The organism is Pontimicrobium sp. MEBiC06410, assembly GCF_053601615.1.
On sequence record NZ_JBSHNT010000131.1, the window covers coordinates 59,180 to 73,866 of the forward strand.

Sequence of the window (14,687 nt, forward strand, 5' to 3'; positions counted from 1 at the left end):
ATAATTTATAATTGAGAAAGTTAAACTCTAAAATGCATAATTTTACACTATAATAGTTCTAAATATGAGAAAAAAAATACTTATCATTCCTTCTTGGTATCCAAACAAGGATAATGAGCTTGTTGGCTCTTTTTTTAGGGAGCAGGCAAGTTTATTAAATAATAATGGGTTTGATATTAAAGTACTATATGGTATAGAAAAAGAAGTTGGGTTATTTCTCTATTTAAAAAAAAGCTTCATAAACTTATTAAAAAAAAGTAACACCCTAAATACAAGCTATTTAAAACAAACACCTACAGCCTATGCCTTTCCGATTTTACATTATAAAAAAACCTCTGCAAAACTAAAACTTAAAAAGAGCAAACGTAAATATCAAAAAGCTTTTAAAGCTATAACTACACATTGGCAGCCAGAACTTATTCATGCTCAGTGTAGCGCTAATGGAGGTATTTATGCGCATGCCCTATCTGTAATTAATAATCTCCCATTTGTAATTATTGAACATCAAGTGTTTTTATTAAATCATTATAACATCAAGGTGCAAAAGGGCATGAAAAAAGCTTTAGAAAATGCCTATAAAACTGGAGCGGTAAGCTATCACCAAAAACGTTGCATATTAATGAATCAAATTGATTGTAACCCAGAAATTATATGGAATTTAATGGATGAAAAAAAGTTTAAAATAAGTACAAACACAGCTAATAAAAAATTCACTATAACAACCATTACCTATCCTGGGCTAATAAAAGACTCTGAAACTTTTTTTAAAAGCTTAGAGATTTTTCAAACGCTATGCAAGTCAGATTTTGAAGCTATAATTATTGGAAACGATGCCTTCGATGATATTTCTAAAGCTAACAGCTCTCATTTTGAACTTCAAGCAAAAAAATATAATGTGTATGATAAGTGTACATTTTTACCTCAACTAAGTCGAGAAGACATAAATACAAAACTACAAGCTTGCGATGTTTTTGTATCTACAAGTGTTGCCGAAACGTATGGTGTTGCTGTTCGTGAGGCTATGCTTTGCGGAAAACCTGTAATAGCAACAAAAAGCGGAGGTGTTGAAGATTCTATAACTCCAGAAACCGGTATTTTAATACCTCTTAAAGATGCTCAATCTATTGGTGAAAGTTTGTTGAAAATAAAAAATAAGGAGTACAATTTTAATCCTGAAAAAATTAGAAACCACATAATCAACCAAAGTGGAAGCGCTGCGTTTATTAATACAATGAAACGCTTTTACAGTTAAACACATATAAAAACAATTGCAAAAACCAACATTTATTACACAGTAAAGCATAATTGAATATTAAAACAATGAAAGAAGAAGTTTTTAAAGTTTTCGAAATATTAAAAAAAGGAGGTATTATTCTTTACCCTACAGATACAGTTTGGGGTATTGGTTGTGATGCAACTAATGCAGAGGCTGTAAGAAAAATATATAAACTAAAACAACGGGCAGAATCTAAAACCATGATTTGTTTAGTTAACAATTATAGTATGCTAGAAAGGCATGTAGACAATGTACCAAATGTTGCATATAACATTATAGAATTAGCAGTAAAACCTACAACAATTATATACGATAACCCTGCGGGAGTGGCAGAAAACCTAATCGCTAACGATGATACTTTAGCTATACGAATTGTAGATCATGAATTTTGTCAACGATTAATACGAAAATTAGGCAGGCCTCTTGTTTCTACATCAGCTAATATTGCTGGAGAACCAACTCCTAAATCCTTTAAAGAAATAGATGAAGCTATTTTAAAAGGTGTAGATTATGTCGTAAATTTGCCTAGCGAAAAAGGAAGTACAGCCATACCTTCAACTATTATTAAAATAAGTAATAATAGTGGTATAAAAATAATTCGCGAGTAAAGTATATAATGAATTACAAAAACGCCCTTCAAAACAATATATTTCAAATTATTTCAAAATCTGCAGCAGAACTCTCTTTAGATTGCTATGTTATCGGTGGATTTGTTAGAGATTATTTGCTACAACGAGGAGATGCAAAAGACATAGATGTTGTTGCTGTTGGTAGTGGTATTGCGTTAGCGAAACAAGTTGCTAAAAACCTACCTAATAAACCTAAAGTTCAGATTTTTAAAACCTATGGAACAGCAATGCTACGTTACAATGATGTAGAAATTGAATTTGTAGGCGCTAGAAAAGAATCCTACACAGAAAACAGTAGAAATCCCGTTGTTGAAAACGGTACATTACAAGACGATCAAGACCGCCGCGATTTTAGTATTAATGCTCTAGCTCTAGATTTATCTAAAGCAAACTTTGGTGATTTATTAGACCCATTTAACGGTATTGAAGATTTAAAAAATAAAATTATACGTACGCCTTTAAATCCAGATATTACTTTTAGTGACGACCCTTTACGTATGATGCGAGGTATTCGTTTTGCTACGCAACTAGGGTTTACGATAGAAAAAGAATCGTTAGATGCCATTACAAGAAATAACGAGCGTATAAAAATTATTACCAAAGAGCGGATTGTTGTTGAATTAAATAAAATTTTAAGTAGCAAAACACCTTCTGTTGGATTTCTATTATTGGAGCAGACAGGACTATTACAGCATATTTTACCTGAGTTAACAGCCTTAAAAGGCATCGATGAAGTAGAGGGACAAAAGCACAAAGATAACTTTTACCATACACTAGAAGTTGTAGACAATATTTCTAAGCATACAGATGATGTTTGGTTACGTTGGGCTGCTTTATTACACGATATAGGAAAAGCCCCAACAAAACGTTTTAGCAAAAAAGTGGGTTGGACATTTCATGCTCATGAATTTGAAGGATCTAAAATGGTATACCATTTATTTAAACGTTTAAAAATGCCTCTAAATGAAAAGATGAAGTTTGTACAAAAACTAGTCTTTATGAGTTCTAGACCAATTGTTTTAGCTCAAGATACAGTAACAGATTCTGCTGTGCGTAGACTCGTTTTTGACGCAGGAGATTATGTTGATGATTTAATGACACTTTGTGAGGCTGATATTACTACTAAAAACCCTAAAAAATTTAAAAAGTATCATAACAATTTTAAAATTGTTCGAGAAAAAATTATAGAAGTAGAAGCTAAAGATAGTATCCGTAATTTCCAACCACCAGTAACAGGAGAAGAAATAATGAAAGCCTTTAATTTAAAGCCATCCAGAGAAATAGGAATTATTAAGGAAGCTATTAAAGAAGCTATTTTAGAAGGTGAAATACCTAACGAACACGAAGCGGCCTTTAATTTAATGTTAGAAAAAGGAAAATCTTTGGGTTTAAAAATTAATAATTAAAGATTTGGAAAAAGAGTAATAACTATGAAAAAAGACAATAAAAGAGTAATATACTGGTTACTAACAGGTTGTTTATTAATCTTTATAATGGTCGTTGTAGGCGGAATTACAAGATTAACACACTCTGGCTTATCTATATCTAATTATAAACTAATTTCTGGTACTATTCCTCCAATGAATGAAGTAGAATGGAATGCTGCTTTCGATTTATACAAGCAATACCCAGAATACCAAAAACTAAATAATAACTTTACGCTACAAGATTTTAAAGACATCTACTTTTGGGAATGGCTACACCGTGTTATTGGTCGTTTTATCGGCTTGGTATTTTTTCTCCCTTTTTTATATTTTTTAATAAAAAAACAACTCACAAAAGCAACAATAAAAAAATCTATAATATTATTATGTCTAGGTGCATTTCAAGGTTTTTTGGGTTGGTATATGGTAAAGAGCGGATTGGTAGATAGACCCGATGTAAGTCACTTTCGTTTAGCAGCACATTTAACAACGGCCTTTATTACCTTTGCTTATACTTTCTGGGTTGCGTTAGATTTAATATTTCCTAATAAAAAAGAAGTCAATAAAAAACTTAGAACTATTATTCGTGTTGGGTTAATAGTACTCCTATTACAAATCATTTACGGAGCTTTTGTTGCTGGTTTAGATGCTGGTTTTATTCATAATCATTGGCCAATGATGAGTGAAGGTAAATTTATACACGAAACGGTATATATAGAACAAACACCAGTATATAAAAACTTTATAGAAGGTCGTAGTGGTGTACAATTTACTCATAGGATGTTAGCATATATTGTTGTGCTTTTAATAGGTTTTATATGGTATAAAACAAAAAAAGAGACCTTAACAAGATTTCAAGTTAAAGGCGTTAATAGTTTATTAATCCTTGTTGGAATTCAATTTTTATTAGGCGTTTTAACTTTAATATTGGCCGTACCAGTTTGGTTAGGAGTAGCACACCAAGTTGGAGCTTTTTTCTTATTAAGTGCCATGACATTTACTTTACATCGTTTTAGTAAATAATTGAAAAACCTTTATCTTTGCAATCTTAATTTTCCACAATGATTTATAGATTTAGAGTCATCCTTGACAACGACACAGATGAAGATATTTTTCGCGATTTAGAAATACGCGAAACGGATACGCTAGAAGACCTACATAACATTATAACACAGTCTTTTGGTTTTGATGGCACAGAAATGGCTTCTTTTTATATTAGCGACGACGAGTGGAACCAAGGCGAAGAAATTTCCCTGTTCGATATGAGCGAAACAGGAAACCAAGTACGCTTAATGAATGAAACTGCTCTAGATGATACTGTACACGAAGCGCAAACTAAACTAATCTATGTTTACGACTTTTTAAACATGTGGACTTTCTTTGTTGAACTGGCAGAAATAGCAGAAGAAAATGAAGGAGTAGATTACCCCAATTTAATGTTTGTACAAGGACAAGTACCAGATAGTGCTCCAGAAAAACTGTTTGAAGCACAAAGTGACGAAGATTTGGATGACGACTTTAATATTGATGATTATGACAATCTAGATTTTAATGAGAATTGGAATTAATAAAAGTCACTAAATACCAAAAATAAAAAAATGCATTCTCCATAAAGAATGCATTTTTTTATTTATAAATTGTAACAAAAATTAACATTAGTCGTCTTACTTTAAAATCAATCAAAAAACTCTTACATCTTGGAAACCATTCTAAAAATTAAAAACCTAACAAAAAAATACGGCTATCTTACTGCTGTAAAAGATTTATCATTCACTATACAAAAAGGCAATGTTTATGGCATTTTGGGACCCAACGGAAGTGGAAAATCGACAACATTAGGTATTGCATTAAATGTAGTAAATAGAACTTCTGGCGAATTCCAATGGTTTGAAGGAAACACCACTACACATGATGCTTTAAAGAAGGTTGGAGCAATAATTGAGCGTCCAAACTTTTACCCATACATGACAGCTTATAAGAACTTAAAGCTAGTCTGTAAAATAAAAGGCATTGACGATTCTAAAATAAACGAAAAACTAGACGTTGTTGGTTTATTAGAAAGAAAAGACAGTAAATTCAAAACATTCTCTTTAGGTATGAAGCAGCGATTAGCTATTGCTTCTGCCTTATTAAACGATCCAGAAATACTAATACTAGATGAACCAACTAATGGTTTAGACCCACAAGGAATACACCAAATTAGAGAAATTATACGCGAAATTGCTAGCAATGGTACAACCATACTTTTAGCCTCTCACCTTTTAGATGAAGTAGAAAAAGTATGCTCTCATGTTGTTGTACTTAGAAAAGGAGAAAAATTATACTCTGGTCGTGTAGACGAAATGATTTCCAGTAATGGTTTCTTTGAGTTAAAATGTGATGCACCATCTAAACTAACTGCATTTTTAAATACACATCCAGCTATAAAGGATACTAAAACAGAAGGTGATTTAATTACAGCGTTTTTAAGTGAACCTATGTCTGCTTCAGAGTTTAATAAACAACTAGTAGATAAGGGCATTTATTTATCACACCTAGTAATGCGTAAAGAAAGTTTAGAAGAACAATTTCTTCAACTTACAGACAACAAATAAGAATCATCAATCTCAAAAAACCAATCAAAATAATGTTACGACTTTTAAATATAGAATTCATAAAACTTTGGAATAATAGAGCCAGTAAGGTATTAATTCTTGCCTATTTTATCCTTTTAACTTGTATAGCCTTAATTGCTGCTATAAAATTCGACATTGGGCCAATTAAATTTCACTTAGCAGAACAAGGAATTTTTAATTTCCCATATATCTGGCACTTTAATACTTATATTGCTGCCTCACTTAAATTCTTTTTAGCCATAGTTATAGTATCTATGATGGCTAATGAGTATAGTAATAAAACCATTAAACAAAACTTAATAGACGGATTAAGCAAAAAAGAGTTTATTGCCTCAAAATTTATAACAGTAGCAGTATTTGCTTTAATATCTACTCTTTTTGTATTTATTGTCTCTCTCTTTTTAGGGTATGGTTTTTCTAGTATTACTGAAACCTACCATGTGTTTTCAGATTTAGAATACTTATTAGCATTCTTTATAAAATTAATAGGTTTCTTTTCTTTCTGTTTGTTTTTAGGAATACTTATTAAGCGTTCTGCTTTTGCATTAGGGTTTCTATTTGTTTGGTATGTTATAGAAAAAATAGCCTATGGTTTACTTACTTTTCAATTTGAAAGCACAAAAGAAATTGCTGGTTCTATCACACAATTTTTCCCACTAGAATCAATGTCTAACTTAATAAAAGAGCCTTTTTCTAGATTAGGAGCAGTTAAGGAAATTGCAAACCAAGTAGGAGAACAATTTAATTTTGATTATGCAGTACACTGGTATCAAATATTAATAGTATTGGCATGGACTAGTATTTTTATATTCTTCTCTTATAGATTATTAAAAACACGAGATTTATAAGACCTTCAGGAACAATTATTCATACAATACATTAAAAGATGAAAAAAAAGGCAATCTATTTTTTAACAATAGTAATTTTCGCTTCTTGTAATTCCGAAAGTATTGAAACTGATAATTTTGGCATAGAAAAAAAAGAAGTAGTTCAAGATAGAAACAAACAACTGCCAACTCCTATTTCTTGTTTGACTGATTTATCTGTAGAAATGTTCAAAGAGAATATAATTTTACCCAATGCTCCAGATGAAATTTATTATCATTTTAATTGGGATATTGGAGAATCTCCAATTCCTTTTAGTTTAAATGCATGGATTGAACTTAAACAAGATATTAATACACCTTGCCCCTATGGTGAATATGAAGTAGGTACATTCCAATTTCCAATTGACATGGTTAATGATGATGAATTAATTCTTCAATATAATTTTGATAATCCTAGCTATGGAGATACTAGCTTAGAGTGTTTTGAGTGGCGAGTTGTAATAAAAGGATTTGTTACCATAAATGGTCAATTGGTTAGATGTGATTCTACTACAGATTGGGAGTATTTCTTTGTTGGATGGATATAGTTCGTATTCGTAAGATATAAAATAGTATTTTTTAAATTTGAAAAGAAAACCCTTCGCTTAAAAACAGATTGTCGAATAATTCAACACTTTCATCATATTTTACACTTTTTAACATAAAAGTATAAAATATGTAATATATTTGATAGCTATTGCTATTGAAAAATGAAAAAACTATTATTTACACTTCTGTTTTTAAGTACTTTTTCTGTCTTTGCTCAGAAAGAAGCATCTAATTGGTATTTTGGAGATAATGCTGGTATTAATTTTAATATCGATACAGGAGTCGTTACAGTTTTAAACGACGGAGCTTTATCTACTGTTGAAGGGTGTACAACTATTTCTGATACAGATGGTAATTTACAATTATACACCGATGGCTCTACTCTTTATAATGCCAATCATCAAGTCATGCCAAATGGTTTTGGATTACTAGGAGACCCCTCTAGTTCACAATCGGCATTAGTAGTTCCCAAACCTGGGGACTCTACTATCTATTATGTATTCACTGTTGGATCCAATCAAAATCAAACAGGCCTAAATTATTCTGAGGTAGATATGACGTTAGATGGAGGTTTAGGTGATATTACAACTACAAAAAACGTTAATTTACTAAATAAGTGTTCCGAAAAAATATCAGCAGTCTTAAAAGACTGTACAACTGGAAATATTTGGGTTATTACTTTATCAAATACAACAGGGTCTTCTTCTAGTTTTATGAATTCGTTTCATGCTTTTGAAGTTAGTAGTGCTGGTGTAAATACTACAGCAGTAGTCTCAACAATAAACGGGTTAGGGATTAGCGATTCTAGAGGAAACTTAAAATTCTCTCCAAACGGCACAAAATTAGCCTGCGCAAATTCTGGTTCTGGATTATTTATTGCAGACTTTAATGATGCGACAGGTACTGTAAGTAATATGGAGACCTTAACCATTTCTACAGATAATAATAATCGCCCTTATGGTGTAGAATTCTCACCAAATAGTCAATTATTATATGTTACATCTTCTAATGATTATTTTAACCAATCAGACCCAAGTCAAAACAATATTCCAGCCAATCACAGTTCATCTCTAATACAATACGACTTAACCTCTAATAATATTTCTAACAGCCAAATAGTAATAGACGAAAGGCAATTGTATAGAGGCGGCTTACAATTAGGGCCAAATGGAAAAATATATAGAGCATTAAGCGCCACTTACGATCAAGGAATTTCTTCTTTAGCCATTATAGACAGTCCCAATACACTTGGAATTGGTTGTAATTATATACATCAAGGCATTGCGCTATCAAATCCATCCAGACAAGGATTACCTCCTTTTATTCAATCTTTTTTCTCTCAACAAATAGACATTATACAAAATGGTATAAACACTATAGAACTTTCATTATGCGAAGGCAGTACTTATACTTTAATGGCAGAAGACTTAGCCAATGCTACCTATACTTGGTATATGGATGGAAACCTTTTACCTGAAACAGATTTCGATTTAGAAATTGATGGGCCAGGAGTATATACCGTAGATATACAATTAAATAATGGGTTTTGTGGAGATTTAGAAGGTCTAGCAGAAGTGTCTTACTTTGTTATTCCAACCGCAACGCAGCCTAACGATATAAATGTTTGTGATGACGATAATGATGGTTTATCTGAATTCGATTTTAGTACACAAGATAGTACTGTCCTTAATGGTCAAGATCCCGATACTTTCGATGTTAAATATTATGCTACAATGTCTGATGCTGAAATAGGCATTAATAGTATTAATGGACTTTATGAAAACACATCCAACCCGCAAACAATTTACGTAAGAGTTGAAAATTCTGGCTACAGACGTTGCTTTGATATTACTACATTTCAAATAGAAGTTTTTAATACGCCTACAGTAGCTAATGTTACTAATTTAGAAGCTTGCGATGAGGATACAAATGCTATGGATGGCCAAACTGAGATTAATTTACTTAATTTCAACTTAGATGTTTTGGGCACTCAAGATGCTAATGAATACACTGTATCTTACCACGGTTCTCAAAATAATGCCAACAATGGTAATGCACCATTACCCAATACATATACTAACATCACCCCTTTTAACGAAACTATTTTTGTTAGAATAGAAAATAATGGTAATGCTAACTGCTTTGCAACAGGACCAGTAACATTAACAATAAATCCAATTCCCGAAGCTTTTAATAGTGACTTATACCAATGTGATGAAGATGGAAGTGTCGATGGGTTTACTACTTTTAATTTAACAGAAGCAAATGATGTATTAACAGGTAGTACACCAGATCGTTCAACAACATTCTATTTATCATTAGCAGATGCACAAACAAATACTAATCCATTAAACAGTACTGCATACAATAACGCACAGAACCCTCAAACAGTCCATGTTAAAGTCACTAATGACCTAACAGGCTGTGTTAATTATAGTGAACTTGTGCTAGAAGTAAGTACAACAGCTATAAACGATTATGTTGCTCCAGAAGTCTGCGATGAATTAGGCTCTGAAGATGGTAAACATTTTTTTAACCTTAATGATTTCTCAGCAGAAATTTTAAATGGATTACCAGCAGGTTTAACAATAAACTATTACGAAACATTTAATGATGCTCTTCTAGAGCAGACCCCATTAGATATGGTCTATGAAAATACTATACCCTATTCCCAGACCATTTATGTTAGAGTTGAAAATGACAATGCCTGTTATGGTATTAACGAAGTATTACTAACTATAAATCCATTACCTCCTGTAGCAAACGATGAAACTATTTTATATTGCTTAAATGACTTTCCTGTTCAACAAACAATTAGTTCTGGAATACCATCTCCTAACATTAATAATTATTCTTACAATTGGTCCAATGGCCCTAACACAGAATCAATTTTAGTAAATGAAATTGGAACATACACCGTTACAGTTACAGATAATTTAACTGGATGTTCTAAATCTAGAACAGTAACAGTATCCCCTTCAAATATTGCAACAGTAGATTCTATACAAGTTATAGATGGTAGTTTAGGTAATAATCAAATTACAGTAATAGCCTCTGGAGAAGGAGAATACCAATATGCATTAGTAGACGAGGATGGTAACACTACCCCTTATCAAGATAGTAATGTATTTACACAAGTCTCTCCAGGCATATATTCAGTACTAATTAAAGATATAAAAAACAATTGCGGGATTACAGAAGAAATGATATCCGTTATTGGATTTCCTTTATATTTTACACCAAATGGAGATAGCATAAATGACACTTGGCAAGTATATGGTATATCGCCCAATTTTCAACAAAATTCTAAAATTTATATCTATGACCGCTATGGTAAATTAATTACTCAAGTTAAAGCATCAAGCAGAGGTTGGGATGGAACATACAAAGGAAAACCTTTACCACAAAGTGATTATTGGTTTTCTGTAACTTTAGAAGATGGTCGCGTTTATCAAAATCATTTCACTTTAAAGCGTTAAGATTACATGTTAAATTACAAATCCATAAGAACTCTTTTTTTCATTTTGAGCATTGTGTTCTCGCATACACTTTTAGCTCAAAATGAAACTGCTTTTTGGTTTTTTGGAGAAAATGCTGGATTAAACTTTAACAGTGGTTTTCCTAGCGCTGCACTTAATAGTCAAATATTTACAACAGAAGGGTGTTCAACAATATCTAATAAGCAAGGCCAACTATTGTTTTATTCTGATGGTATAACTGTTTGGAATCGAAACCATCAAATTATGCTTAATGGAACAGGATTAAATGGAGATGACTCTAGCACACAATCTGCGATAATAATACCACAACCAGGCAGTAACTCCATTTACTTTATTTTTACAGTAGATGCAAGAGCAGGAGAATTTGGGTTACAATACTCTATTATAGATATTACTTTAGATGGCGGCTTAGGTGGTGTTACAAACACAAAAAATGTTTCGTTGGCAACACCTACGACTGAAAAAATAACAGCAGTAGAAAGCGCAGATGGCGAAAGTATATGGGTAATTGGACATGGTTGGGGAAATAATGAGTTTTTAGCCTATTTAGTAAGTGATACGGGGCTTAACACTACACCTGTTATTAGTTCTGTAGGCTCAGTACATGGAGGAAACACCAATAGCTCAATAGGTTATTTAAAAGCATCACCTAATCGAGAAAAAGTAGCTTGTGCAAAGTCTCATGGAAATGAAGTGCAGCTTTTCGATTTTAATGCTACAACTGGAGAACTTACCAGCCCTATTACTATTTCTAATTATGCGACTAACACTGTTGGCCCTTATGGTTGCGAGTTCTCCCCAGATAGTAGACTCCTCTATATTTCTGAAATTATTGATTATAATAACGTTCAGGAAACTTCAAAAATCCACCAATATAACATAACCTTACCAACACAGGCTCAAATACTTAATTCAGATATTATAATTGCTGAAGAAGATGGGCAATTAGGAGCTATTCAACAAGCTTTAGATGGAAAATTGTATATAGCAAAATTTGGACAATCTTCTATATGTGTTATTAATGATCCAAATGAAATAGGTACAACTGCAAATTACGAATCTGAAACTATCTTTTTAGGAGGTGAAACATCTCGCTTAGGTTTACCCCCCTTTATACAATCTTACTTTTTTGCTACTAACGTATTTAATAATACGTGTTTTGGTGATTCTACAGAATTCTCTATAGACACATCAACAACAATAGATAGTATAACATGGAATTTTGGAGACCCGGCATCTGGAGCTAATAATACATCAAACAATATATCGCCAACTCATGTTTTTTCTGCACCAGGGACATATAATATTACCATAAGTATAGTTGCAGAAGGAGAAAATCAACTTGTGTTAAGAACCCTAACTATTTCTGGTCAACCACCAGTAATGGATTTAGATGACTTAACAACCTGCCAATCTGATGATAATGCAACTACAGATCTAACAAGTGTTATCCCTAATAATATTTTAAATGACACTAATTTCATTTTATCGTTCTATGAAAATGAATTAGATGCTACAAATAGACAAAATGGTATTGTCTCCCCTAGTTTTTATCCAACACCGCAAACCAATCAAACAATATATGTTAGATTAGAAAATGTTGGAGGTAGCGATTGTTTTAGTATTAGTAATTTTGAAATTATATTAAACACACCTCCAGATATAGAACCTGTTGAAAATGTTTTCTTTTGCGAAGATATAAACACTAACAATTCTAATATTACAATAGATGTTGGAGATTTACCTTTACCAATTAACAATTATGCCTTCCTATGGCTGGAATCTAATGAAACAACACCTCAGATTATAGTCGATGAACCCGGCACTTATACTGTTAGAATTACCGAAACAAATACTATCACCTCTAATAACCCTGAAGGTTGTTATGCCGATAGAATCGTTAATGTAGATTCGTCTAGCATTGCAACTATAGATCATATAAGTACTACAGGAAACAGCGCTACAATATATGTATCTGGATTAGGAGATTATGAATACACATTAGACAATGAAAATGGTGTATACCAAGACTCTAATATTTTCGAAAATTTAGAACCAGGTATTCATGTTGTCTATGTTAATGATAAAAACTCTTGCGGAGTTGTACAAAAGTCATTCTCAATTATTGACTTCCCAATATATTTCACTCCTAACGGAGACCAAGTAAATGACTATTGGCAAGTAAAGGGAGTGTCTTCTGAATTTCAATCAAATTCTAAAATTTACATATTTGATAGATATGGTAAACTAATTACTCAAATAAAAGCTTCTAGTCGAGGTTGGGATGGAACATTAAATGGCCAACCTCTTCCCAATAGTGACTATTGGTTTTCTGTAACTCTTGATGATGGTCGTGTTTTTATGAATCACTTCACTTTAAAAAGATAACAACAAGGTAGGGTTTCACTCTATATAGTTGTTATATAATATATAAATATGTCTATTCTGCTCCTTTCTTTTATTATATATAATTTAAGACATTACTCTTATGTAATATAGAATGACATCACAAAACTATTTCTAATGAGAAAAATTACTATTATAGCTTTTTTAGTTGTTTCACTAAATGCTTTTGCACAAGACAAAACAACCGATTTAAAAAAAATCACAAAATTATACACTACTGAATTAAAATTAGATAATGGACAATCGAAAAAAATAAAATCTATTTTTAGTAAATACCAAAAAGAATTATACAATAAAAATATCAAAGCAAGTGATTTCAACACTAAATTGAAGTTACAAACACTTGATATACATAAAGTATTATCTAAAGAACAATTTGAAGCTTATCTTAAATTAAGATCAAAACATCAACCAGAATTAAGCTACAGATTTAAATAAACCTCTAAACATTAAAAAATGAAATTACTACGAAATAATTTCTTATTCATCATATTCATACTAAGTTTAAATGTCTCTTTTTCGCAAGGTACTACATGTGCAGATGCTAGCCCTTTTTGTGCAGGAGATACATCATTAGTTTTCCCTAATACATCTGGAGCAGGGAATGCAGAACCTGGTCCTAATTATGGTTGCTTAGGTAGTCAACCAAATCCAGCTTGGTATTTTATTCAAATAGATGACCCTGGTACTTTAACATTTAATATCATTCAAAACACTCAAGCAGATTTTAATGGTACAGGTATAGATGTTGACTTCATAACATACGGTCCTTTTAATAATACAAATGTATGTGGCCAATTAACCGCCGCAAATACTGTAGCATGTAGTTATTCTGGAGCTTTCATTGAAAACTTCACCATAAACAATGCAATGACTGGAGAAATATACATTCTACTAATTACTAATTTTAGTAATAACCCTGGGTTTATCCAGTTAGAGCAAACTAATTCCAATAATAATGGAGCTGGTTCTACAGATTGTTCAATAGTAAATACATTAAATTTTTGTGATAACGAAACTGTTAGTTTAGATGCTACTACCACTGCTGCTGTTACATATACATGGGATCAAGATGGCACAGCTCTTACTGAAACAGGACCAATTTTAAATAATGTTGTAGCACCAGATGCAACATATACTGCTCAAGCTTTTGATGCAAATAATGCTTTAATTTCTACTGTTGAATTTATTTTAGATTTTCATGAAGTCCCAACAGCCAATGCAGTTCCAGATCAATTAATCTGTGATGACAACAATGATGGTCTGTGGGCTTTTGATTTATCAGCCATAGAAGCTACGGTATTAGGCAGTCAAACAGCAGGAGACGTCACCATTACATTTCATGCCAATCAAGCCGATGCCGATAATGATGCCAATGCCTTAACAAGTCCGTACACCAATCAAGTAGCCTATACCGCAGAA

At 32.0% G+C, this 14,687-nt stretch carries 11 protein-coding genes and 1 pseudogene; all 12 read left to right on the plus strand.

What is annotated here, in order from left to right; translation table 11 throughout:
* Nucleotides 1-64 precede the first annotated feature (64 nt).
* Nucleotides 65-1,252 carry a glycosyltransferase gene (locus ACVC08_RS02420; RefSeq protein ID WP_452596906.1) on the plus strand — a complete coding sequence of 396 codons (1,188 nt, stop codon included), beginning with the start codon at nt 65-67 and terminating at the stop codon, nt 1,250-1,252.
* Nucleotides 1,253-1,320: 68 nt separating this feature from the next.
* Nucleotides 1,321-1,884 (plus strand): L-threonylcarbamoyladenylate synthase, encoded by a 564-nt coding sequence (locus ACVC08_RS02425; protein ID WP_452600868.1) that lies wholly within the window; start codon nt 1,321-1,323, stop codon nt 1,882-1,884.
* Between the two features lie 8 nt (nt 1,885-1,892).
* Entirely contained in the window at nt 1,893-3,311 is a 1,419-nt protein-coding gene (locus tag ACVC08_RS02430) for a CCA tRNA nucleotidyltransferase (RefSeq protein ID WP_452600869.1), read from the plus strand.
* A 24-nt stretch (nt 3,312-3,335) separates the two neighbouring features.
* Entirely contained in the window at nt 3,336-4,352 is a 1,017-nt protein-coding gene (locus ACVC08_RS02435; protein WP_452600870.1) for a COX15/CtaA family protein, read from the plus strand.
* Between the two features lie 38 nt (nt 4,353-4,390).
* The gene (locus ACVC08_RS02440) at nt 4,391-4,897 is read left to right on the plus strand and encodes an IS1096 element passenger TnpR family protein (protein WP_452596910.1); all 507 of its coding nucleotides are present in this window, start codon (nt 4,391-4,393) and stop codon (nt 4,895-4,897) included.
* Nucleotides 4,898-5,026: 129 nt separating this feature from the next.
* The gene (locus ACVC08_RS02445; protein ID WP_452596911.1) at nt 5,027-5,923 is read left to right on the plus strand and encodes an ABC transporter ATP-binding protein; all 897 of its coding nucleotides are present in this window, start codon (nt 5,027-5,029) and stop codon (nt 5,921-5,923) included.
* Nucleotides 5,924-5,955: 32 nt separating this feature from the next.
* On the plus strand, nt 5,956-6,792 hold the full coding sequence (locus ACVC08_RS02450) for an ABC transporter permease (protein WP_452596912.1): 837 nt from the start codon (nt 5,956-5,958) through the stop codon (nt 6,790-6,792).
* Between the two features lie 182 nt (nt 6,793-6,974).
* Nucleotides 6,975-7,358, plus strand: a complete 384-nt coding sequence (locus tag ACVC08_RS02455) for a hypothetical protein (protein ID WP_452600871.1) — start codon at nt 6,975-6,977, stop codon at nt 7,356-7,358.
* Nucleotides 7,359-7,520: 162 nt separating this feature from the next.
* The gene (locus tag ACVC08_RS02460) at nt 7,521-10,838 is read left to right on the plus strand and encodes a T9SS type B sorting domain-containing protein (protein WP_452600872.1); all 3,318 of its coding nucleotides are present in this window, start codon (nt 7,521-7,523) and stop codon (nt 10,836-10,838) included.
* A gap of 54 nt (nt 10,839-10,892) precedes the next feature.
* Entirely contained in the window at nt 10,893-13,247 is a 2,355-nt protein-coding gene (locus tag ACVC08_RS02465; protein ID WP_452600874.1) for a T9SS type B sorting domain-containing protein, read from the plus strand.
* Between the two features lie 135 nt (nt 13,248-13,382).
* Nucleotides 13,383-13,703, plus strand: a complete 321-nt coding sequence (locus ACVC08_RS02470; RefSeq protein ID WP_452596914.1) for a hypothetical protein — start codon at nt 13,383-13,385, stop codon at nt 13,701-13,703.
* Between the two features lie 18 nt (nt 13,704-13,721).
* Nucleotides 13,722-14,687, plus strand: a pseudogene (locus tag ACVC08_RS02475) (T9SS type B sorting domain-containing protein); the annotation flags it as partial.